Source organism: Sphingobacterium sp. JUb56 (assembly GCF_014191365.1).
GTDB lineage: Bacteria > Bacteroidota > Bacteroidia > Sphingobacteriales > Sphingobacteriaceae > Sphingobacterium > Sphingobacterium anhuiense.
In genome coordinates this window covers 97,441-121,569 of sequence record NZ_JACHWL010000002.1, presented here as the reverse complement: position 1 = coordinate 121,569, position 24,129 = coordinate 97,441, and the positions used below count along the sequence as shown (strand labels likewise).

The 24,129-nt window shown below is 39.3% G+C and carries 18 protein-coding genes; 14 read left to right on the top strand and 4 right to left on the bottom strand.

What is annotated here, in order from left to right; all coding sequences use genetic code 11:
• Positions 1–710 precede the first annotated feature (710 nt).
• Genes FHR29_RS20110 through FHR29_RS20100 form a run of 3 tightly spaced genes read left to right on the top strand, consistent with a single transcriptional unit; the run spans position 711 to position 6,903 of the window.
• Positions 711–4,262, top strand: a complete 3,552-nt coding sequence (locus FHR29_RS20110) for a SusC/RagA family TonB-linked outer membrane protein (protein WP_183916859.1) — start codon at positions 711–713, stop codon at positions 4,260–4,262.
• Between the two features lie 11 nt (positions 4,263–4,273).
• Complete coding sequence (locus FHR29_RS20105) at positions 4,274–5,632, top strand: RagB/SusD family nutrient uptake outer membrane protein (RefSeq protein WP_183916857.1); 1,359 nt, start codon at positions 4,274–4,276, stop codon at positions 5,630–5,632.
• Positions 5,633–5,649: 17 nt separating this feature from the next.
• On the top strand, positions 5,650–6,903 hold the full coding sequence (locus tag FHR29_RS20100) for a TlpA family protein disulfide reductase (RefSeq protein ID WP_183916855.1): 1,254 nt from the start codon (positions 5,650–5,652) through the stop codon (positions 6,901–6,903).
• 72 nt (positions 6,904–6,975) lie between these two features.
• On the opposite strand, the gene FHR29_RS20095 is transcribed toward FHR29_RS20100, so the two are convergent.
• From FHR29_RS20095 to FHR29_RS20085, 3 genes are all read right to left on the bottom strand, one after another.
• Entirely contained in the window at positions 6,976–7,203 is a 228-nt protein-coding gene (locus FHR29_RS20095) for a hypothetical protein (RefSeq protein ID WP_183916853.1), read from the bottom strand.
• A gap of 491 nt (positions 7,204–7,694) precedes the next feature.
• Complete coding sequence (locus tag FHR29_RS20090; RefSeq protein ID WP_183916851.1) at positions 7,695–8,240, bottom strand: Crp/Fnr family transcriptional regulator; 546 nt, start codon at positions 8,238–8,240, stop codon at positions 7,695–7,697.
• Between the two features lie 174 nt (positions 8,241–8,414).
• On the bottom strand, positions 8,415–8,804 hold the full coding sequence (locus tag FHR29_RS20085) for a hypothetical protein (protein ID WP_183916849.1): 390 nt from the start codon (positions 8,802–8,804) through the stop codon (positions 8,415–8,417).
• A 276-nt stretch (positions 8,805–9,080) separates the two neighbouring features.
• Between FHR29_RS20085 and FHR29_RS20080 the strand changes: the two genes are divergently transcribed.
• The 9 genes from FHR29_RS20080 to FHR29_RS20040 all read left to right on the top strand — a co-directional run bounded on the left by FHR29_RS20080 (position 9,081) and on the right by FHR29_RS20040 (position 19,796).
• Positions 9,081–10,367 (top strand): hypothetical protein, encoded by a 1,287-nt coding sequence (locus tag FHR29_RS20080; RefSeq protein WP_183916848.1) that lies wholly within the window; start codon positions 9,081–9,083, stop codon positions 10,365–10,367.
• A gap of 109 nt (positions 10,368–10,476) precedes the next feature.
• The gene (locus FHR29_RS20075) at positions 10,477–10,860 is read left to right on the top strand and encodes a helix-turn-helix domain-containing protein (protein ID WP_183916846.1); all 384 of its coding nucleotides are present in this window, start codon (positions 10,477–10,479) and stop codon (positions 10,858–10,860) included.
• Between the two features lie 446 nt (positions 10,861–11,306).
• A complete protein-coding gene (locus tag FHR29_RS20070; RefSeq protein ID WP_183916844.1) occupies positions 11,307–11,951 on the top strand; it encodes a DUF6266 family protein in 645 nt (214 codons plus the stop codon).
• Between the two features lie 72 nt (positions 11,952–12,023).
• The gene (locus tag FHR29_RS20065; protein ID WP_183916842.1) at positions 12,024–12,575 is read left to right on the top strand and encodes a DUF6266 family protein; all 552 of its coding nucleotides are present in this window, start codon (positions 12,024–12,026) and stop codon (positions 12,573–12,575) included.
• The gene (locus FHR29_RS20060; protein ID WP_260292321.1) at positions 12,523–13,023 is read left to right on the top strand and encodes a DUF5675 family protein; all 501 of its coding nucleotides are present in this window, start codon (positions 12,523–12,525) and stop codon (positions 13,021–13,023) included. Before FHR29_RS20065 ends, FHR29_RS20060 begins: the two co-directional genes overlap by 53 nt.
• 213 nt (positions 13,024–13,236) lie before the next feature.
• Entirely contained in the window at positions 13,237–13,461 is a 225-nt protein-coding gene (locus FHR29_RS20055) for a hypothetical protein (protein WP_183916840.1), read from the top strand.
• A 370-nt stretch (positions 13,462–13,831) separates the two neighbouring features.
• The gene (locus FHR29_RS20050; protein WP_183916838.1) at positions 13,832–16,390 is read left to right on the top strand and encodes a hypothetical protein; all 2,559 of its coding nucleotides are present in this window, start codon (positions 13,832–13,834) and stop codon (positions 16,388–16,390) included.
• 25 nt (positions 16,391–16,415) lie between these two features.
• Positions 16,416–17,264, top strand: coding sequence for a metallophosphoesterase (locus FHR29_RS20045; RefSeq protein WP_183916836.1), 849 nt, complete (start codon positions 16,416–16,418; stop codon positions 17,262–17,264).
• 150 nt (positions 17,265–17,414) lie between these two features.
• Positions 17,415–19,796 carry a family 20 glycosylhydrolase gene (locus tag FHR29_RS20040; protein ID WP_183916835.1) on the top strand — a complete coding sequence of 794 codons (2,382 nt, stop codon included), beginning with the start codon at positions 17,415–17,417 and terminating at the stop codon, positions 19,794–19,796.
• Positions 19,797–19,974: 178 nt separating this feature from the next.
• Here FHR29_RS20040 and FHR29_RS20035 read toward each other — a convergent pair whose 3' ends face one another.
• Positions 19,975–20,256 carry a hypothetical protein gene (locus FHR29_RS20035; RefSeq protein ID WP_132845133.1) on the bottom strand — a complete coding sequence of 94 codons (282 nt, stop codon included), beginning with the start codon at positions 20,254–20,256 and terminating at the stop codon, positions 19,975–19,977.
• A gap of 357 nt (positions 20,257–20,613) precedes the next feature.
• Here FHR29_RS20035 and FHR29_RS20030 point away from each other — a divergent pair, with 357 nt between their 5' ends.
• Positions 20,614–21,456 carry a sugar phosphate isomerase/epimerase gene (locus FHR29_RS20030; RefSeq protein WP_183916833.1) on the top strand — a complete coding sequence of 281 codons (843 nt, stop codon included), beginning with the start codon at positions 20,614–20,616 and terminating at the stop codon, positions 21,454–21,456.
• A gap of 17 nt (positions 21,457–21,473) precedes the next feature.
• Positions 21,474–23,864, top strand: a complete 2,391-nt coding sequence (locus FHR29_RS20025; RefSeq protein WP_183916831.1) for a glycosyl hydrolase family 95 catalytic domain-containing protein — start codon at positions 21,474–21,476, stop codon at positions 23,862–23,864.
• Positions 23,865–24,129: the final 265 nt, after the last annotated feature.

Genomic DNA, 24,129 nt, shown 5'->3' with positions numbered 1-24,129 from the left:
TTCCTACGGATATTATATCTTTGTATATAATGTAGGGATGGGTCTTGCTGTGAAGTCACTTTCGGGTATCCCCTGAAGATTTATCTTTGGGGCTGAGCCAAAGCTTAGGCTTTGGTGAAAAGAGTGATGGAGCAAGCCCATCTTTTCATTTTAGACTCGTTCGCATAAAACCAAAAGATTATGAGAACGATTAAAAACCAAATTCAAACCCTGTATTGCACGATCAACGATCCGGGTTGTAGGTCTTACAGATCACCACCATTAAAGAACGTCATCGCTCCGCCAGAGTGATTACTTTCAAGAAATAAAAACCAAAATAGGGGAAAGGAACAGTATGTTCTTACGATTGCGCTTAACCGTGCAAATGATAAAACCCTGCTTGAGGTTTTTACCGATACATCTTATTGCAATTTCTTATTTAGTTTATCACTCCTTAAAAATGCTATTTCAAGCGTCAGACACTTTAAAAGTAGCACTAAAGAATTAGATAACCAAATAGTTTGATGCGGCTTTGTATAGCTTTTCTATATAAGAGTGGTCGGTTTTTACTTATTACAATGAAATGCAATGACGAAGACCATATTATAACCAATTGACGAAGATTTAATATTGCATTTTTTCCATCCTATTTTTTAACTATTGAACGGTTGAACAGGGAGCTTATTGCTTAGATTTTAGCTCCAGTTTCACCTTCAATTAACTAACGAAAAATGCAAAAAACTTGCAATAGGGAGAGCTATGCGCTATTCCCAAGGGAAAGAATTGTCCCGACTTCAGGGGTATCAATTGGTCTTTATTTTAAAACAGACCGAAAATTAAACGTATTGAAAAATTATATCCAATCTAGGAAAGGAGAGACGAAGTCATTATTTATTGGTCATGGTCTACCTCTCTACACAAAATATTATAAACAGTTATGGACTGTAGTAGTCAGCAATTGGTTGACATACATTATGCTGTTAGCCTTTAATCTTGTACTATGCTTATTAAAAGCCATAAAAGTTATTGCGATCTCATCTATCATGATGATCGCAGTATTTCATAGTTTATGTTTATCAGCTCAGACACCCCGCAAGGACAGCGGGGTGGAAGGGTCTGATCATAATGTACTACGCGGTACAATCGTATCTGCTGTAGACAACAGACCATTGGACGGTGTATCTGTTAGAATCGAAGCCGAAAAGGAGAGAACCTCCAGCAAGAAAGACGGAACATTCAGCCTGCCTGTAGAACACCGAAAAGGGATGGTAAAGTTCACTTATGTAGGCTACAGAACTCAAGAGATCAGTTATACCGCAGGAGTATCGTTAACCATAAAATTGATACCTGAAGACAATAAACTAGAGGAGGTAGAGGTCGTATCGACAGGATTCCAGAAGATCCCAAAAGAGCGCGCCACTGGTAGTTTTGAGTTTGTAGACAACAAGTTACTGAATCGTAAAGTCTCGACAGACTTTGTGAGTAGGTTAGAGGATGTCGTGCCGGGTTTGACCTTTAATAAGACAGGTAATAGTCGAGGAGACTATTTAAATATGAATGTGCGAGGGTTAAGTACTTTACGTTCTGAAATGTTTCCTTTAATTGTTATTGACGGAGTGCCATATGACAATAAAAATGCTGACTTTGGAAAAGGAACTTTTAATAACATCAACCCCAATGATATCGAGAGTATCACAGTATTAAAAGATGCAGCAGCATCGTCTATTTGGGGTGCACAATCTGGTAATGGGGTAATTGTCATCACGACGAAAAGAGGGAAATTTAACGAACGTACCCAGCTAAGTTTCAATTCTAATGTTGGTGTCAAAGCTAAGCCAGATTTGTATTATTATCCGCAAATGGCTACATCAGATTATATCGATGCACAACAATATTTATTTGATCAAGGTAAATACAATAGCTGGTTTAGGAATAAATTTAGAAATCCGCAACCAGCAGTATGGCTCATGTTCAAGAAAAAGAATGGTGATCTATCCGAATCCGAATTTAACGCTGAGATTGGTAAAATGAAAAATATGGATATGCGCGATGATTTCTTGAAATACATGTACCGCAATGCAGTCAATCAACAATATCATGCACAGTTGCAGTCTGGTGGGGAGAAGGTCAATACACTTTTTTCAGCTGGTTATGATAAGAATTTAAATGATGTTATCACTTCAGCGTATCATCGGTTGAATTTGAAATCGAATAGCCAGTTCAAGCCCATTAAAAATATGGTGCTGGATTTAGGTGTCATGTACACTGAAAGTAAAATTCAAGAGTCGTTGTTGCCAGTTGGCTATAATAGGTTAGCAAATGGTATGCAAAATTATCCTTATATGCGGTTAGCTGATGAAAATAGGAATCCTTTAGAGGTAAACGTTGGGGGCTATAATCCTGTTTTTAAGGATACAATAGCTGGAGGACGTTTGTTGGATTGGTCCTATTATCCTTTGAAAGAATTGAATGATACAAAAGAAACTCAGAATATCAATGAGTTTTTCACGACTATAAAGGTTGATTATTACTTTGATTTTGGTTTAAAATTGAATCTATTGTATGCTTATCAGCGTTCTTCAACAGAAATAGAAATGTGGAGAGGCATTGGATCGAGGATACAGCGGGATTATATTAATCGTTATGCAAGCTGGGATGATGCAAAGGTTACATGGAATCTTCCTGTGGGTGATTTGTTAAACGTTATCAATTGGGATAGTCGTACACATCATAGTCGAGGAACAGCTGAGTATAGTCGAAAATGGAACAGTAAACATGAGTTGTCATTGTTCTCAGGAATTGAATTTAGGAAAATTCAGAAAAATGTAATCTCAAGTCAATACAATGGCTTTAATCCGGAAAATGGATCCTATAAATCTGTACCATACGGTGTTGAGGTGCCCTTATTAAATGGAATCATGGGGACATCGACTATTGATGATTTAAGTCGTTATGAACTTTATCAAAATAATTTTTATTCGTATTTCGCCAATGCGGGTTATACCTATTTAGAGCGCTATTTGTTTAGTGGTTCTTATCGGAAAGATGCTTCCAATCTGTTTGGTATCAAGAGTAATGATCGTGGACAGCCTTTTTGGTCCCTTGGTGGAGCTTGGGTACTATCTAAGGAATCATTTCTGCAAGGCAGTCCATTTGATTATTTGAAATTACGCAGTACCTATGGCTATAATGGAAATGTGAACAACAGTGTGTCTGCTTATCCCATTATTTCCATTGAAGGTGAGGCACATTATATCACTAATCAAAATTATGGGATGATTAGCACTCCACCTAATCCTAGTTTACGATGGGAACGAGTAGCAATTACGAATCTTGGGCTTGATTTTGCATTAAAAGGAGATAGGCTTTCGGGGAGCATCGAGTACTATGTGAAAAATGCGAAAGATCTAATTGCTCCAGATCGGGTAGACCCTAGTACGGGATTTACGACCTTGATGATCAATAGTGGTAATATTCGTACGAAAGGTTGGGATATTTCTTTAAATGCGATTCCTATTCAAGGCAAAAGCTGGACATGGAACAGTAATGTGGTTTTTACCTACGGCCACACGAAAGTGTTACAATCTTACATTGAAAATGAGAATGGGAAAGACTTTATCAGTTCAGCACAATCTAATGCAAGGACACCAATAGCAGGCATGGATCTCTATAGCCAATTGGCGTATAAATGGGCAGGCTTAGATCCTGAAACGGGGCAAGCTCGTGCTTATCTTAATGGAGAGGTTTCCAAAGATTATAATGCCATATTAGCTACGAAGGTAAGCGATCTTGAAAACTATGGATCAACAGTTCCTTTGTACTCGGGGAGCTGGCGCAATAGTATTCGCTATAAGGACTTCGAGCTTTCTTGGAATATTTCCTATCAATTGGGGCATAAATTCCTACGAAATTCATTTGATAACCTATTATTTATAAACAGTAATATTGGGCATAAGGATTATTCTATGCGCTGGCAGAGGCCAGGCGATGAATTAACGACTGATGAACCTGCTTTGAAGTATCCTGCTGATTTAGGTAGTCAAGTGTTTATGCGATCATCAGCCCTGTTGGAGAATGGCGGGCAGATCAAATTGCGCGATATCCAATTGAGTCTGAATGTGCCTTTTGCGAGTAGGATTAAATTGAAAAATTGTCGTGTATACGCTTACCTTCAAAATATAGGTACCATTTGGCGAGGCAATAGGTTGGGTATTGATACCGAATATGGCTCCAATATACCAGATGCGATGATGTCTTCAGTAGGTCTTAATTTTAATCTTTAGCCTCCGAAATTATGAAAATATACATTTATATCTGTAGCATCTATGCGATGTTATCATTTTGTTGCTGCAATGACTTATTAGAAGTCAAGCCGGATATCAAAATGGTCGTTCCGAAAAGTTTGGAAGACGCCGAGCTATTGCTCAATGATTATAGTGCGATGAACACAGGGTACCCGATTTATGGGGAATGGTCTGCTGATGAATATTATGTTACATCCGAAATATTTGATGGTCTGTTAGATTTTGACCAGCGCAATACTTACACCTGGATGGATATCATCTACGACGATGTCGCACAATGGCAAAGACCCTATAAAGCCGTATACAATGCCAATCAAATCATTGAAATCATTCATATTGGTGGAACTGCTGAGAATACTGTTAAAGCCAGGAACCTACTGGGGATGGCGCATTTCTTTCGGGCATTTGCTTTCCATCAATTGGTAGAAGTATTTGCACCGGCATATCAAGAAGCAACTGCTGTTACTGAAATGGGTATCCCATTACGTTTGAATCCAGGTATTGATGAACCTTCTGTCCGCGCTTCGTTACAGAAAACTTACGATCAGATCATCACAGATTACAAGGAGGCATCTTATAAGTTGCCAATTGCAGAAGGAGTAAAGGGTAGACCTTCGCGTGCGAGTGCCTATGCGGGTTTGGCAAGGACATATCTAGTAATGGGAAAGTATGAAAATGCCTATTTATATGCAGACTCCTGCTTGCAATTGCAATCCGAACTGATGGACTTTAACGAACTTGATAAAAATAGGGATTTGCCAATTGATCGATTCAATGTGGAAGTGCTTTTTTCTGCAATATCGGCAACTGCAGGGCCAATGAGTCTCAATAATGGATTGGTTGATTCGACTCTTTACCGGAGCTATTCGTCGTTAGATTTGCGCAAAGGTATTTTCTTTCGAGATAACATTTATCCCTTACATTCTTATGGCTATAAAGGGAGCTACGATAATTCGATGGCGAATCTCTTTGTAGGGCTTACTACAAGTGAAGTCTATCTGATCAAGGCAGAGGCAGCTGCACGAATCGGAAAGATTGATGAGGCTCTATCAGCATTGAATACTTTGGGTCAAAAACGATATGAACCGAACAAATATATGGCCGTTACAGAACGTAATCCAACATTATTATTACCTCTGATCTTGACAGAAAGACAAAAAGAACTGGTCTTTCGCGGTCGTCGCTGGTCTGATCTGAAAAGATTGAACTTGGATTCGAAGTTTCAGAAAACGTTGAAGCGCGAGATGTATGGGGTGATTTACCAATTAGAACCCAATAGTCGAAAATATGCCTATAGACTGCCTGAAATCGTGATCAATAATGGAAAAATACCTCAAAATATTCGCTAATCATAAAAAAAAGCAACATGAAATATATAAGAATAATAGCACTGCTGTCCGTGATACTGATGTCGGCTCTATATGTCACTGCACAGTCTGATAGAAAAATAGATTTGAGTAAAGCACTTAAAGTGGGGGATACTTTTGTTGCGCCAAGCGCAGTACAACAGATGCGCGGCAATGAAAAAGTTATCGATCTACAGAAATTAGCGGATAAGGTCGTGATCTTGGATTTCTTTGATACCTTTTGTGGCACTTGTATTCAGACCATGCCTAAATTACAGCAACTACAGGATAAACTGAAGGACAGGGTGCAGATCATCACTGTTAGTTGGCAGGATAAAGCGACATTGGAGGAGTTCTTTGAGAAAAATAAATTTCTCAAAGAAAATAAGGTCAATTTACCTGTTATTTATTCGGATGTGTATTTGAAAGAGCGATTTCCTCATCAAAGTGTTCCTCATGTCGTATTCCTGTATCAAGGAAAAGTGCAGGCAATAGCGAGTAATAAGGTGATTACTGCTGAGCATATTATGGAATTATACGCTAATGGAACAATTGATCTACCCCTCAAAGATGACTTTGGAAAAGGAAATCTTATAAGAGGAGCTCAAAATGAAATGCAAATAAAGGGGGCTGTATCGTTATTGGGCTATCAAAATGGTGTTCCTTTCGAATCCTTTAGAATAAAGCAGGACAGCATAACCGGTTTGCAAAAAAGTTCTTTTTATAATAGTTCTATCTATAGTACTGTTATGGCAATTTGGGCCAAGATAGAAAAATCGGACTATATACCCAGATCAGAGCGATTATGCTTGAAAGTAGGCGATCCGAATCGTTATCGGGATATTGTTAATGTTGGGGCTATGTGGTATGTGCAACATGCAATTTCTTATGAGCGCTTGGATGCTATATCAAGAAATGATTCTGCCCAGGCAAGAATCGTACTACATGATCTACATAGCTTAATGGGGATTCGTACCTATAAAAAGATCAAGAATATTGAATGCCTCATACTTAGGCCTTGTCCAGTAAAATCATATACTGGTAAATTACCTCTCAATGGTTTGACATTTCAAGGGAGTTCAGTTCTTGCGGTTATGCTAGATATGGGAGCTAAATTTCCACCAGTGTTGGACATGGTTAAAAGTAAGGAAACTATAAAACTTGGAGAATATAGCAAGTTGGATGAGTTGAACGAACAGCTTGCCAACTATGGTATCGTAGCAGAAATTGGAATGGGCGAGCAGGAGGTTCTGGTAATTGAAGAGGTGGAGTAATATAAAACAAAATAGGGTATGGAAATTCATACCCTATTCTGCGTTAAGGAAATACAGATGTTAAATCAATATTTATATTCTTTCCTTCAACTTCACATGCGTGCCATTGACCTGATTTTGTAATGAATTAATCATTTCATTTTTCAATGCATCGGTGATCACAGGTTGTCCGCTACCATTATTAGCGGCTTCTAAAGTACACATCTGTTCTGTTGCGCCAGGACAGCTTGGTGTACCTGAAGCTAAAGTATAAGAACTCGGTTGCGATGGGTCTGAGCCCGTATAATTAAATAGTGCCATAATTGACAAGTATAAATAAAGTGAAATTTTTTGTATTATTTCAATGTGTATACCTAGTACGCATTGATTGTTATCATAATTTTTGCACGTTAAAATTGCTGCGGAATACCAAACGGTATGCCATCTAAACGCGGCTTTTTTGGTTGTTTTTTTATGTCTGTACCGCTAAGCGGGGAAGACCGTAAATTTGCGTCGGTATTGTTGGATACCTTTGTGAACTTGTTTCATGTTTCTTTTTTATTTAAATCGTAAAACTATATTTTCAAGATTATTATTTGCGTTATGTTTCTTAAAGTAAAATTAGTGTCTATAATCTTCGTTGTCTTGTAGCATAGCTACCTATTTAAATTTTATTGTTTAAGGTGTTATCCCTTGTGAAGCACATACAATTATCTTCAGCTAATTAAATTAAAGTTATAACCAATATACATCTTGATGTTGTTGCATTGCTACAAGATTTACGTTTGTTTAATATGGTATCGTAAAGCGATCTAGTAATCCCGGTTACAAGAAATATTTAAAAAGGAACGACGCTCCTTGATCGTGAGCAAAGGCATGATATGAGGCATTTTGAGGTATAGCTCGTGTACGCGATGTGCAGGAGGAAGGTTGAGAATATGAACAATATCCTGCAATCTGTTGACCTTATGTTGCTTGAGGATATGGAAGATCACACTCAGTTCAGGATGTTGAACAAGTGCATGCTTGAAATCGGTATTGCTGATCTCATATAAAATCGTGGGTTGCAAAAATTTGATGGCTACTGCTGTTGCGGTATCGCTATAGGGATGATTGGTCCCCGTAAAATATTCGTTCTTCCCGCTGATGCGTTCTATGCGAACGGTCGTATCGGCCTCGAGAACTTCTTTGGCGACGACACCATCAATAATAAAACACCAAGTCGACATCGGAATACCGGCTATCTTGTAATAATTTCCTTTTTTATAAAAACTGAGCTTGCCATGTTCTTTGAGGAATGCTTGTGATGCGGTACTCATTTCATGGTATTTACTGAAGAAATTTTTCATTCTTTCCATAATTCATACTATTGGCGTCTAAATGGAATGCTGTGAACTGTCGGCTACTTTCACAATGTTTATTATTTTGTAATGGTTAATTGCGTATTAAAATTTATAAAGGAGTTTTGGAATTGCTTGAGGGGCGGGGATCTCGGTTCCGCCCCAAGCAAAGTGATATTTATCTAGCTCAGTTTAGCTGTATTGTATACGGATCATGAGTGGAAGAATAAGCATATTTGTCGAATGACTCCCTACGGGATCTTGCCACTCGTCCAATCCATGAACAACCATATTTTTTTTGTCTGGCACTTCTGCCTCGTCTTTATCTTCTTTAATAAAATTGACGGTTAGGCCCGCAGCATAGTTGTTGGCGATGGCATTTGCTAATTCTTGTTTAAACGCGGGATCCATATTTTGGAGCTGTGATAGCTGACTTACCGTAAGGTTGAACCATTTGTAAAGCCAACTATCAAAATCAGTTCGGATTTCGTTCATTTCAATCAGCAATAGTGTCATTGAAAGTCCAAGGATGTGCGCTTGCAGATAGTTGACTCCTGCTTGATTAAAGATTAAAATATTCATTGTTTGTTATAATTGTTGAATTTCAAATTTGGGAAATATATCTTTTTGCGAAAAGAACTCTTAGCTACTTATAGGCTAAGGGAGAGTTAAACGTGCCATTAAAGTGGACATTTGAGATTAAAGTACCCTAAAAAAGTCCTTTAAGTTCTAAAATGAGCTTGAAATTTATTTAAATAAAAGGTTCTGACCTATATTTTATACTTACAGACGACTTTGTTTAATAATGAAATTTTATTAACTTGCATGTTGACCTAATTAGGCAATGTTTTTCCTGTTATGATGATTAACCTATTTGATAAGCATATTTTAAATATTAATGTCTTATATCGACACTTCAGGTCATATTATTTTTATTATCTGATTCTTGTCTGTTTACCTTTGCTGTACAATAAGATTACCTATAATTATACCTGGACTGCCTTACCGGTTTTTTCTTTTAAATTTGGATCTCTTTTTCTGCTCACTGCATTAGTGATTGTTTTTATAACGGCAGTAGGTATTCTGATTCAACGGAAAGGTACCATTCAAGAAAATGATTTTAAGATTGTATGGAAGAATGGAACCGCTAGAGTCTTGTTTTATATCCTGCCAATTGGATTAGGGCTATGCATTTTGATCGTATTTAAGTATATCTGGTATGATGGTGAACAGATGTATGCAATCTTGTGGGAGCATGCGAAATCTCGGTTTCTGTTATACTTGGTCATCATGATATCTTTTACGGTCTGGCTGGATGCAAATCCGGAACGTAACTTGCTGATCATGTATTTTCCGCATGAACTTCCCATTCAGGTAATCATAGAAGAAAGAGTTGATGGTGCCGGTGTCCTTGCTAGTCGTGAACCGATGCATCCTGATATCCAAATTGACAATACTGTAGAAAAGCTATCGCAAGTTGTGGAGGATAAGATAATATCCGTACTGGAAAATAGATGGCATGATACCCAGGTAAAAGGACTATTTAAAGATGCGCTGTCGGAATTTGCTGCTGATCATCAAGTTCCCAGTACTGCAGATGAGCAACTGCTCCATACAATACCTTTAAAACAGTTATTTAAGGAGGTACTAGAAGAGGCTGAAAATGAGCGTGATGGTCTGGATAATATCCTGCTCGAGAATCTTTATGCCTGCTTATATGCTAAAAGCCCAACTAGGCTTGAGCCATCTTTTAACGATCTCAAAAGTGTCATACTGTTCCATATTTTTGCTATAGAGTCGCATTCTAATCATGCTGTTGTCATATTGACCGATGGAATGCGGATTGACTGTCCTAAAATTATTGGTACCCTGAAAAATAAAGGTTTTCTAAAATGGTTGGTTAAAGTCAATAAGGCGCATTATATCAATATGATGCATGTGTGTTTTATGGACTATAGAACAGGTGGATATATCAAGATACAAAGCCAGACCTTACAGGCTTTAAGAGAAAATCTGACCCAAAATGAAGTGCTAAAAATATGTGCACAAGGAAGTAAGGTAAAGAATAAATATATAGAGGAGTTTTTGAAATCGCGATTTGATCTTAGTTACGAAGGTTGGAACGCTTTTGTTCCGTTGACATAAATTGAAAATTAACCAATTATAAACCAGATCGATCGGACCGGTCAGCGCAGGTTTACTGCGTTGCACGGTTATGGATCTCGGCGGTAGGTCGCCCTTATCGAACCTACTTATGCTTTTTTATGAAAATACTCCTGCGTGGCAGGAGTCCTACAACAGCTATGCAACAAATGCAACATGCGTTGGTACAAGATTTTCTTACAATATTCCTACTCATCCAGATGCGGCAATAGCATTGCTGCATACTAAAATTGACCGTGTATTGCTGCTGCTGGAAGATCAACAAAATGATGAATATGCCGGACTCATCGGCACGATGGATACCCGAGAGGCTGCCGCGTTTATTGCTATTTCAAAACGCACTTTTGAACGCAAGGTAAAGGAGGGTCTGATCAGTCCGATCGCTAAAAATATGAAAAAGAATAGGTTTTCAAAGCAGGATGTGGTACAGCTTTATATCGCATATCGGGGCTATAGGCCTACACATCTGCCATGATCTTATTCGGACCTTCTTTTAACCTTGTTCGGACCTTATTTTAACCCGCTTTTAAGTTCTATCGTTGTTGCAAAGTACTTGCAAAGCTGTTGCACCGTCCTTTCCCCGATGCAGGGACGGCGCAGGGACGGTGCACATACGACGCAGTTGTAGCTTTTGTTAAAAGCAGGTTACCAGCAGGTAGCCTAATGTTTGGTAAGAGGTACTTATTTTTAGTAATAGATCTGAGTTTTTTTGCTTTGAAGATGCGTATGACCGGAACCTGCTCATGGGATACACCGACATAACGCCGACAATATCATACCGGTACGCCGACAAACACCGACAATCTCACTTAGCCTCTTGACAAACCCTATGTCCAGATGCTATGTTTGTCATCGTAAAGCGAAATATACCGGTATGCATCAGGCTTTTACGTATGGTCAAATCTTTTAAAAATTAGAAAAATGGGAACAATTAGACAGGGCGCAAATGGGGGTTTTAGCGGTAAGACCGGCTCAATAATAGGCAGCAGTTGGAAGGGTATCGACTACATAAAAGGGCTGTCCAGAAAGCGGACAAAAGCAGCTTCGGAGGAACAGTTGATCGTGCAGGCACGCTTTTATGCAATGACAAAATTCTTAATGCCGATAGCACCGATTCTACGTCTGGGATTCGGTCTGGTGAATTCCGACAGGATGACGCCGACCAATGTTGCACTCAAACAGAATATCGATCAGGCAGTGATCGGAACCTATCCAAATTTTGAGCTGGACTATAGCAAGATCAAGATCAGCGCGGGTTCATTTATCGGTGGTGGTACGACAGGTGCCTCGGCTTCTTTGGGTCTGCTGTCTGTAACCTGGGACGCGACGCTCAGTACTTTATACCAGTCCAAGGCCGATGATCAGGTCATCATCCTGATGTACCAGCCGACAGCGAATGAATTTATGACGGCGCCGACACCACCTTTGCGTGCAGATAGCGCTATTGATATCTCCATACCGGACCATCTGCTGGGTGCGAAAGGTCATGTATGGATCTTTTTTGCAGACCGTAAAGGTACAAAGGTTTCCGGTAGCACCTATCTGGGAGAGATAGATTTATTGTAATCAGTTTTATTCATTCATCAGATCAGGAGAAGCGTAAGTTTCTCCTGGTTCTGATCTTCAAAATGTGTCGATATGTTAGTAATATCAAATAAAAAAGAAACGAAGCCCGAACCTAATAAAATCAAATCCATCCAGCTTGGCTTTAAAGTGGTTCGGTATTTCCTCAATCCGCTCAATCTTTTGATCCAGATTGGATTTGCAACCCGTAAAAAAGGAAAAACTGCTCTTGGCAGAGCCATGTCCCATCATCTATGCAATGCGCTCACGGGAGAATATCCGGATATTACGATCGATCCTGCTAAAGCAAAAATAAGTGAAGGAACTTTGGCCCAGGTACTGCTCGACAAAGTGGAAAGGGGAGGTGATTTTATTACGTTGAAGTGGCATTTACCGGGTCGTTTTTTTCCGGATCACAGTAACTGGGATGATGAGTTGGTGTTATGTGCTTATGATGTTGAAGCGGGCAATGCGGCGATTAATGAACAGCAGGTAATCCGAAAGGATGCGTGCATGATGCTTGAGCTTCCTTCTGTTTTGAAGGGAAAACAGGTGCATCTTTACTTGATGCTGCATGACCGGGACAAACGGAAAGTCTCAAGAAGTGAGTATCTGGGGAAATATTAATCTGATGGTTATGCATTTAAAAGTGATCCGTATCCAGCAGGGAAAGAACAGTACCCTGTCGGAAATTTACCTGAATAATCAGTTGATCTGCTATGGTTTGGAGGACATCCCCCGTGAAAAGAAAATACCTGGCAGTACCTGTATTCCCGCTGGAAGATATAAGCTTGGTTTCAACCGTGATGGAGGGATGAACGGTAACTATTACGACCTTTTTCCGAAACTGCACAAAGGTATGATCGAAATCAAGGCTATTCCAGGTTTCAGCTACGTCTATCTCCATATCGGTAATACGCATAAGGAAACGGCTGGTTGTCTGCTCGTAGGAACGGGTTATGTGTTCGAAAAAGGGGATTATCGATTGGTGCAGTCAGTTACGGCGTATAAGAAATTGTATGCCTTGCTGTTGGAATTAATGGTATTAGGGGAAGTGTTTATCGAAGTAACATAGTAACTAGTAAAGAAATAACTAGTAAAGAAGTAACTAGTAAAGAAGTGACTAGTAAAGGAGTAACGTAATGAGTAGAGTAGTGACGGAGTAACAATTAATGGGGGGACGGGGAATACTATTTAACCTACTAACGCTCTCAACTTATAACTTTCTTACTAACCTTCTAACTGCATAACCTTCTAATTATTTACTAACCTTTTAACTTTTATACAAATGAAAAAAATAATTCAAAAGATAGGTCGCGCACTCCAAGTTGTACTGCTGGCACCGATTAAATTGCCGGGAAAAGCTTTAAACATCATCAGGTATATAGCACTTGGACTTGGTGTAGTGGAGACGGTACTGGATGATAAAGATAAAAATGAAGAGGATGAGTCACCGCCACCAGAGCAGATCGTGTCACATAAAGAAAAGGAGGTGCCTGATGAAATTGAATGATATCCGCTTTGGTGCTTTGGGTGGGACACTTTGTTCCATCTGGGCTTCTGTTTCATTCGGTGATGTGCTCCAAACCATGCTAATGGCCGCATTAGGAACCGTTGTTAGCTTTGTGACAAGTCGATTGCTTGGTAGGATCCGAAAAAGGGAATAGTTTTTTGCAATAAGCTCTTTTGTATTATATGAAAGGGCTTATTCTTTTGACTGATTTTGAAATTAAAGAACTTGTTGTTGAATAATTTTTTGAGATTGACTAGGGTTAAGTCTTGTGGAGTCGTCTTTTATTTGTGGTATTCTCTTTTATTTGAAATATGCTGTTTGTTTAGCTGTATCTGAAAGAAGAAATACCAAAATCTAGATAACGAATAATATGAATATACTGAAAAAAGATGCCTTCCTGAGGTTACCATTTGTATGTGGGTTATTGTTGCTCGGTAGTAATAGCTTCGCACAGCAGGTGGTCCTGAAGAATGATAAAATACAGCGCACATTGACCTATGACGGGCAGGTATGGAGAACAACTTCTTTTACGGATATGGATCACAAAAGAAAATTGAAAGTAACGAGTGATGAAATCCATATTCTACCAATGGAAACTACTAAAGGCTATAGCATTGATGCGTTTATAGCCGTAAATAAACCTAAAGAATTCAACAAAGGAGATACCTGTTTTGTTGAGATCAGTTATCGTCCGAAGGATGAGTTTAAGCAAATTTTAGAGATTCCCCAAGAATTGAAGATCACTTATTTTGTGGTGGCCGACGAACGTTTTTCTAGAAAAAAAATGCAATTATCGTATGCCCGAAAAGTAACGGTAGACCGTCTGGAGGTAGAGCGTATGTATATGCAGAAGAATGCTAACGGAGGTGGACGCGGAGAGCCTGTGTTTATTGATAATGCGTGGTTTTTTGGTCTTGAATATCCTGCGGGGCACAGTAGACATACCGATGGTAATTTACCTAAAGCAGATGCGCGTAATTTTGAAAAAGTTGGTAATTACAGTTTCATCGATCTGGAAGGCCGGGATATCGAACCGGAGACAAAAAATGGTGCCATGCGCCTGATGCATTTTCCGGGTTTTGCGAAACAAAATATGACGGGTGGCTTTACCATAGACAGTAAAATAGCAGCTACTGGGGTTGTTAAAGAAGATCTTTCTATCCAGCAATCTTTTATGGACTATCTATCGACGATGTGGAAGGCACCCCGTTCATTTTTACATTATAATAACTGGTTTGACGCTGCCGCGAAAGACCTGAGCGGTGACGGACTGCTCAACGTGTATAAAAGCTTTAAAAAAGCAATTGAACCCTATGGCGTGAAAATGGACGCTATGGTGGCCGATGATGGATGGCAGGACAGAAAATCGATCTGGGAGCCTTCGCCCCGCTACTTTCCGAATGGTATGGCCGATGTTAAATTATTGCGCAATAAATTGAAAAAAGAGGGTGTAGATTTCGGTTTGTGGCTATCCATATCGGGTTATACCAACAATATTGATTGGGGGAAAGCAGCAGGTTATGCAGAAGCGGTGCGTAATGAATATTTTTCACAGTATGGTCGCTATTACAGCTTGAGTGCCGATAAGTATAAAAATGAGGTCATGAAAAAGATCCCTGCAATTGCGAAAGAACTGGATTTGGTTTATTATAAACATGATTTCAATGACCTGTCGGATAAGAGTACCGGTAACAACCATCCTGGGACAGACAGGCATGGACATGAGGCTAATCTGGATGCACAGATCGACGTTTTACTGGCAACTCGTGCAGTTAAGCCTGATATTATACAGAATCTTACCAACTGGGTCTGGTTTTCGCCTTACTGGTTGGTTTACTCCGATTACTTATGGTTGCTGGCTGGTGATGATGGAATGAACGCAAATTGGCCTGAATTGTCCAAATGGGCAATGAAATCTACCGACCGCGATGCTTATTTTGCGCGCATGTGGGGAAACGCTGGCGACCGTCCCTTGGTGCCGATTTCCAGAATTATGACACATGGTATCGTGAAAACGGGCGATGCTTCGGAAAATGAAACATTGCAGGATTGGATGGACTATGCCTTGATGCATTATGGACGCGGTACCCTCTTGAAGGAGTGGTATATCTCGGCTGCTTCGATGACAGATGACGAATGGAAGGTCTTGTGTCTGGTAGATAACTGGGCTAAGAAACATCGTAATGAACTCAATAAAACATTTTATGTAGGTGGTCGTCCTGATGAAGGAGCCGTGTACGGTTATATAGGCTGGGAGGGCAAACAAGGTGTTCTGACTGTCAGAAATCCCGCAGCTGAAACGCAGACAATTCGCATCCCTTTTAATGAGACGGTAGGTTTTTCACTAGCTAAAAACATGGGATATCATGCGCAGGTGGTTTACCCTTATCATGATCAATATGCGAAAACCTTTACATCAGGTAAGGTGATGGAGATTGAGGTTCCGGGTTATTCAACGATGGCTTTGGAATTTAGAGAGGGAGCAGTTCCGTCGATGAAACCTGTCGTTTCAAAGCTGGTGTTTAAAACCGAAAAAGGAGTGGACCAGGTTACGACGAAATTGCAGGTACCTGTAGCTATCAAAGACAGAGCCGAATTGTTAGTTATTGGCTGGCCGCACGATGTACAGGTACGCATCAATGGAGAAGTTCAGGCTCCATCGAAATCGGAAAAAGCAAAGTTGAATGCCTTTGCCGGATATGCAAAAGCAGGTATGATACTCCCGAAGGCTAAAGATTGGAGAATGAACAGTTTCGATTTGATGCGGTACAAAGGTCAGGAGATCGAGATTACGTATAATCGTGTCGATGGGTTTGAAAGTCATGTACTTTTAGAACGTAAGGTGGTTGCGAAGGATTATCCTGCTGCTCATGATGTGCTTTGGCCCCTGTCTAACGATACACGTAGACAGACTGTGAAGCTCTTTTAAGTTCAAAAACATAATAATTCATAACATGAAATCAGTTTTTTTAACGATCGGTGTAATCGTCGTTAGTTTTTTAGCACAAGCGCAGGAAAAGTTTTCCTTTGCATTTTTTACAGATCTGCACTTGAATACGAGTGAAGAAACCAAAAGTTTTGACGCTTTAGGGAAAGCTTTGGAACACGCAAAGTCTAAAAAAGTAGATTTTGTTCTATCGGGTGGTGATAATGTTGATGTCGACGCTTACAAAGCAGATCAGTTACCGAAAGCGAAGAGTATGTTCCAGAAATACAAGGATCAGATCGATGCTTCTAAAATGAAGTATTACTACGCTATTGGTAACCACGATCGTTATTGGCACTACGATGGTAAGGATGGTGCAGGATTGTTTGAATCTGTATTCGGTAAAAGCTACTATAGTTTTGAGCATAAAGGATGGCGCTTTATCGTGCTCAATTCGGCTCAAATTTGTAATGGTAAATATTGTGTCGATGACGAACAAAAAGCTTGGTTAGAGCAAGTGCTGGCAAGTACTCCGAAAAACCAGCCGATCGTTGTAGTAGCACACGTTCCGTTCTTGTCGCTGTACTATCCAGTATTGGAAGGAAAGTATACAGATGCAGATACCTTTAGTAATCAGAAAGCTATTTTTGATCTTTTTGGTAATCATAACCTGAAGTTGGTTTTGCAGGGACATCAGCACCTTTATGAGGAAATCAAAGTAAAAGGTGTACAGTTTATCACTGCAGGTGCTATCTGTGCGAGCTGGTGGGGTGGCCCATTTCATGGTACACAAGAAGGTTACCTAAAAGTGGATGTGAACGGTGATAAATTCAAATGGGACTATATTGATTACGGTTGGACCGTTAATGGTAAGTAAATAACAGGGAAGGGATTATTAAGCCTCTCACGTCAAGTGAGGGGCTTTTTACTTATCGCGTTTTAAATACTTAAAATAAGGGAAATTCACCCTCTTTTAAATAAATTTTTGCACTTTAGCAACATCAAATCTAAAGAACATAAGATCATTATGAAATTGAAAAAAATCTATGCAATATTGGCATTCCAGCTTATTGCTGGAGGTCTTTTTGCACAGGAACAGCTCGATAGCCTTGCTGTTACAAAATTAAGTCCCCTCTTTTCTCAACCGACTCTGAAGAATAACAAGCTGGTTGTCCCACAGATAAAAGGATATGAAGTCTCTCTGATCGGGTCGGATAATAAAGTGGTGATTGACCTAAATGGTCATATATCGCAACCTCTGATCGATAAAAAAGTTAATGTACTCTATAAGATCGTACGTAAATCGGATCGGGCTTTTGGTGAAATTCCGATGAAAGATATTGTCATCAAAGGTGTATATGGTGATAAAGGAGTGGGGGAACAACCTTTCGTAATTCCTTCCTTGCGCGAGTGGTATGGTGTGGATGGCGTATTCCAATTGCGTCCTGAGTCAGCGATCGTGCTGGAACAACAAAATGAAGAGTCGTCAAAAGTTGCACAGCTTTTAAAAGAGGATATCAAAAAGTTGATCGGACTGGATCTGCCTGTGCGAACTGGAGAACCAAAAGCGGGTGATATTTTTATTGGATCTAAAGGTGATAAGGCTCTGGGAAATGAAGGGTATTCGCTAAAAATTGATGATGTCTTCAGTATTCAGGCTCCAAATTATAACGGTAAGGTTTTCGGAACGAGAACATTACTTCAATTGCTTGCTCAAAATAAAAAACAACTGAGCATATCGAAAGGTTTCTCTCGTGATTATCCTACATACGAGGTGCGGGGATTTATGCTGGATGTGGGACGTAAATTTTTTACGATCGATTTCTTAAATGATTATGTGGAGATGATGTCTTATTACAAGATGTCAAATTTCCATATCCACCTTACGGATAACGCCTTCGATAAATATTTTAACTACGATTGGGATAAAACCTATGCAGGTTTTCGGTTAGAAAATGAACGCTATCCAAATCTTGCCTCTAAAGATGGACACTATACCAAAGCTGAATTTATTGCCTTACAGAAAAAGGCGCTTCGTTATGGGGTGACTATTATTCCGGAAATCGATGTGCCTGCCCATTCATTGGCAATTAGCCATGCTATTCCTGAAGTAGGGAGCCGTAAGTTTGGAATGGATCATCTTGATCTGGATAATCCAAAAAGTTATGAGGTGGTCAAAAATATTTTTGATGAATATACAAAAGGCCCTAATCCGGTGTTTATCGGAGAAGAGGTACATATCGGAACGGATGAATATGCAAAAAGTGAATCTGAGAAATTTAGAAAATTTACCGATTACGTGATCAAAGTGGTGCAGGATAATGGTAAGAAAGTACGTGCCTGGGGTGCTTTGACACATGCTCAAGGAACAACACCTGTTCGGGTTAAGGATGTACGATTAAACATGTGGTACAATGGTTATGCCGATCCTATCGCGATGAAAAAATTGGGTTACCAACAGATCAGTACACCTGATGGTTGGTTATATATCGTACCGGCTGCGGGTTATTATTACGACTACCTCAATACCGACCACCTGTATAATAATTGGGAGCCGAGAATGATTGGTGATATCACCTTTGAAAAAGGTGATCCGATCGTTGATGGTGGTATGTTTGCCGTTTGGAATGATATCGCAGGAAATGGGATATCGGAAAAAGATGTGCATAACCGTGTGTTCCCGGCCATACAGGTACTTGCTGAGAAAATGTGGGGAGCAGCAGATCAACATACAAGTTTATTTACTTTCAATCAAAAGAAAAAATCAGTCATTGAAGCTCCAGGTCTAAATATGAGAGGTCATTATGCGGCTCTTGATCCTGTGATTGTTCACCTGAATTTTGATTCGCAAACGCGCAATCAAATGGATAACGAATGGAAAGAAGCTAGCACCACGGGTACTCAATTTGAAAAAGGTATAAAAGATAATGGTCTTAAGTTTACGGGTGAAACAAGTAAATTGATTTTACCTATTACTGAAATTGGTGAGCAGTATACGGTGTCTTTCTGGATCAAACCTGAAACAAATTTAGTTGGTGATCTGTTTGTATCGAAAAATGCAAAAGTTTTCAGTGATGGTAAAGGTCTTGGATATGCTCGTGACGGTTATCAATACTATTTTGATTATACTTTACCTATAAATGAGTGGAGTCAGGTAAGCATCACAGGTGATCATATCGGTACACAATTGTATGTGAACGGTAAATTGATCAAGGATATGAAACCTTTTGATGTGGTGATGCCTTATAAGGATAAGAATAATGGTAAAGAAATCAAATATAAGAAAGTGCAGACCTTAGTTTTTCCGCTGTCCGAGATCAGCTTAAAAAATGCTATTTTAGATGAGCTAAAGGTTTATAATAAAAAATTGACCAGTCAAGAAATTGTGAGTGAATTTAGAACATACTAGCACTTTTTTACAATCATTTCGAACTGCTCTTTATATCTTACATGCCTGCCATTTTGAAATGGTAGGCATGTTTGTTTAGAGTATAATCGTAAAAAAAGATTTCATCCAATCTTTGGATGAAATCTTTTAAAAACTTTATTTTAGGATATAAGACGAAAGGTAATAGTCCTGTCGGAAATTAATTTGAAACAGCGATGATGCTTTCAAATACTTTGTCCATAAAGAGTACAGTATCCATATTTTTTTCATACTTCCTATGTTCAAATAGAAGTTCAAAATTACCGTTATATTTCATTGCAACAAGTTCAAATTTGCGTAGTTCCAGCCAGGTTGGAATCTCCTCGATACTGGGTACGGCACAGGTGATGGTTTTAAAATTTCCTTGTTGCGTAATGCTATAATGAACATGGACCGGAGTAGAGGTCTTCTTCGGATAGCTGACCATAATGTTTTGTTTCATACTGAATATAAAAATGAAAAAATAGTTGATGCCGCTCACTACGAAGAGCAGGAATCGCTAAGTGCAGACGATCTGCCTAAAGCCAGAAAGATAGAAGGAGAGATGTCGTTATCAATGAACGAGGACGTAGCGTAATCTCAGTTTTTAATCACATTTATGTAAGATACTGAAATTAAGTTAAATAAACAAATGTTAGGCAATTGTTGTATGAAGCGTTGAAACGCTATTATACCTTTTTGGAGCGTAAAATTATTGTGATTTATCGGTTATTTAGTGTTAAATTAATATCTTTAGAGCTAGGTCGACAGCAGGTATGACCACTATCAATTAAACCATTCGAGTAATACCGAGATTATTATGAACGCAAGAAGAGAATTTCTCCAAAAGGGATTTTTGGGAATATCTGGATTAGCCTTAGCCAGTACATTTCAATTGGAGGCACAAGCAACTACTTTAGTAAAAAAAGGAAATGAAGATGGGTTCCATTTGGGAGTTGCAGGTTATAGTTTTGTCAATTTTAAGTTAGATGAGTCTTTAAGTATGATGAAGCGGATGGATATTAAACACCTATGCATCAAAGATTTTCATCTTCCTTTTAAGAGTACAGCAACCGAAATTAGTAATTTTCATGAAAAGCTAAAGCAATCTGGTGTTACGGGGTATGCTGTAGGTCCGATTTACACCAATTCGATAAAAGCAATCGACGATGCTTTCGATTATGCTAAACGTGTAGGAGTTAATTTAATCATCGGTATTCCGAATAAAGAAGATTTGACCTATCTATCCAATAAGACAAAGGAAACAGGTATCCGTTTTGCGATTCATAATCATGGTCCTGAAGATAAATTATATCCCAATGCGACTTTGATCTACGATCTGATCAAAGATTTAGATGCTAACCTGGGGATGTGTTTTGATATGGGACATGATACGCGGGATGGACAGGACGCGATCAAAGATTTACAACAATATCACAAAAGAATATTTGATATACATCTCAAAAATGTCACTTCAGCAACTGCAGAAGGGACTACCTGTGAGCTTGGTCGTGGAGTCATTAACATTCCTTTGTTTATAAAAGCATTGCGTAAGGTGAACTATAGTGGTAAGTGTAGCTTGGAACATGAAAAAGATATGGAGGATCCTTTGGCAGGTCTGGCCGAATCGACAGGATATTTTAGAGGTGTTTGTGCTATATGATCTTTTAAATAAATTATATGTTTTCAACTAAGTTAATCCCATATTTTACTTCAGTGAAAGTATGGCTATCCTTCTTGCTTTTCTTTATGATTGTTGTGGATGTAAGGGCGCAACATCAGGATCATGTTTTATGGTATAAAGAACCTGCTAAAAACTGGAATGAAGCATTGCCGGTCGGGAACGGCCGTTTGGGTGCTATGGTATTTGGAGATTATAATAAAGAGACGATACAGCTTAATGAGGAAAGTTTATGGGCAGGTACCAAACAAGATGCAAATGCAGATGCTGCTGCAAAATTGCCAGAAATACAAGCGTTATTGATCGCTGGTGAAATTGAAAAAGCTGCTGCGCTATCCGAAAAATACCTAAAAAGTGATCCGTTAAGAATACGCTCTTACCAATCTTTTGGAGAATTACAGATTGATTTTGCGAACGAACGATATAAACCTGAACAGATTACAGATTATAGACGTGAATTGGATATTCAAAGTGGTATTGCCGCTGTCCAATATCAGTTGAATGGGGTACAGTATAAAAGAGAAGTTTTTGTATCGGCTCCTGACAATGTGATCGTCATCCGCTTGACGGCAGATAAACCAGGTAAGCTTACTTTTCGTTTATCGTACGGTAGGGAGCAGGATGCTACTGCGATGCCACAGAGTGAAAAGGAACTGCGCATACAGGGACAGATTGCAGATCTGCCACAGAAAGATGCGAGTGAACCAGGTCTACATATGAAGTTTGCAGGTTTGATGCGAGGCGTAAACAAAGGAGGTAGCCTAGTGGCGACAGCCAATTCGTTTTTTGTGAAAGATGCCGATGAGGTGTTGTTCTATTTTACCGCTGCGACCGACTATAATTTCTCGATATTAAATTATGACCGTACGATCGATCCATTTTTACGTTGTCAGGAAATCATCGATAAGGTTAAAAATTTACCCTTTGACGAGGCTGAGAAACATCATGTAATGGATCATCGTAAATTATTTGACCGTGTGGTTTTTAATATGGGTACCCCCTCTCTGTTGCCCACCAATGAGCGTCTAAAAATGGTGAAAGACGGTCAACTGGATTTGTCTCTGATTAGTCTATATTTTCAATATGGACGCTATCTATTGATGGGGTCATCCCGTGCGCCAGGTGTACTTCCTGCTAATCTGCAAGGTATCTGGAATAAGGATATGAATGCGCCATGGAGTTCTGATTTTCATACCAATATCAATATCCAGATGAATTATTGGCCAGCAGAGGTGTGTAATCTTTCTGAAACGGTCGTGCCTTTTTCAAACTTTATTTCGGCTTTACGTGAACCCGGTCGTGTCACCGCCCGGAAAACATACAATGCTTCGGGATGGACAATGAACCACCTCACGGATTTATTCGGACGTACCGCGATAACGGATGGTGTTGGATGGGGTACTTTTCCTATTGCAGCTTCATGGCTGGTACTGCATCAATGGGATCATTATCTGTTTACAAAGGATAAAGAATATTTGAGAAAAGAGGCTTATCCGTCGATGCAGGAATCCGCGCAGTTTATGTTGGATTATCTTGTCGAAGATAAAAATGGAAATTTGGTTACAGCTCCTTCGAATTCTCCTGAAAATCAATATCGCATGGCTGATGGAAAGCAGTTTATGTTAACGTATGGTGCAACCATGGATGTACAGATCATCAATGAATTATTCCATGCATGTGTGGAAGCAGAAACAATTTTAGGTCAAAAATCTGATTTTTCTGATCGCTTGAAAAATGCAATGAAAAAACTACCTCCGGTTAAAATTAGTCCACGCTATAACACGATTCAGGAATGGATAGAGGATTATGAAGAGGTTGAACCGGGGCACCGACATATTTCGCATCTTTTTGGTTTGTATCCAGGGAAATCAATTAATGCAAATAACCCTGAAATTTTTGAAGCTGCACGCAGAACGATAGCCCGTCGTCGTTTTTATAATGAGAATGAAGGCAACCGTATGGGAAGCTATACAGGATGGAGTCGAGCTTGGATGATCAATTTTTACGCACGTTTGCTGGATGGTGATGAGGCTGGGAAAAATGTGCAGGAGCTCCTCGCTAAAACAACTTTGGATAATTTGTTTAATACGCATCCACCATTTCAGATTGATGGTAACTTTGGCGGAACTGCAGGTATAGCAGAGATGCTAATTCAAAGCCATAATCAGGAGATTCATCTTTTACCAGCATTGCCACCGACTTGGACAACAGGTGAAATGAAAGGATTGCGGGCACGTAACGGACTGGTTGTGGATATGAAGTGGGAAAATGGAGTACTGACTTCAGCGACGGTACATGCGACCGAGACGAAGCAGGTATCCATTCGTTATAAGAACAAGTTGAAAAAGATGAAGGTGACGGCCGATAAACCGCTGATTGTTCAATTGTAATTTTAATTTATTGTGAAACACAAAGGGCTCCATTGCATTGGAGCCCTTTGTGTTTATTGGTATTTACATGGATTATTTATATTCCTATTATAATATTTTTTGCAGTTCAATCATACATTTTGTTTCTAGAACCTATTTAAGAATAGCTGACAATATCCTAGTTAAAGTTTAGTTCTCGAATAATAGTACTATTTGCAAAGAAAACATAGATATAGGTCAAATTAAGCGTGGTTGTATTTATATGAATTGCGAATCTTTACCATGT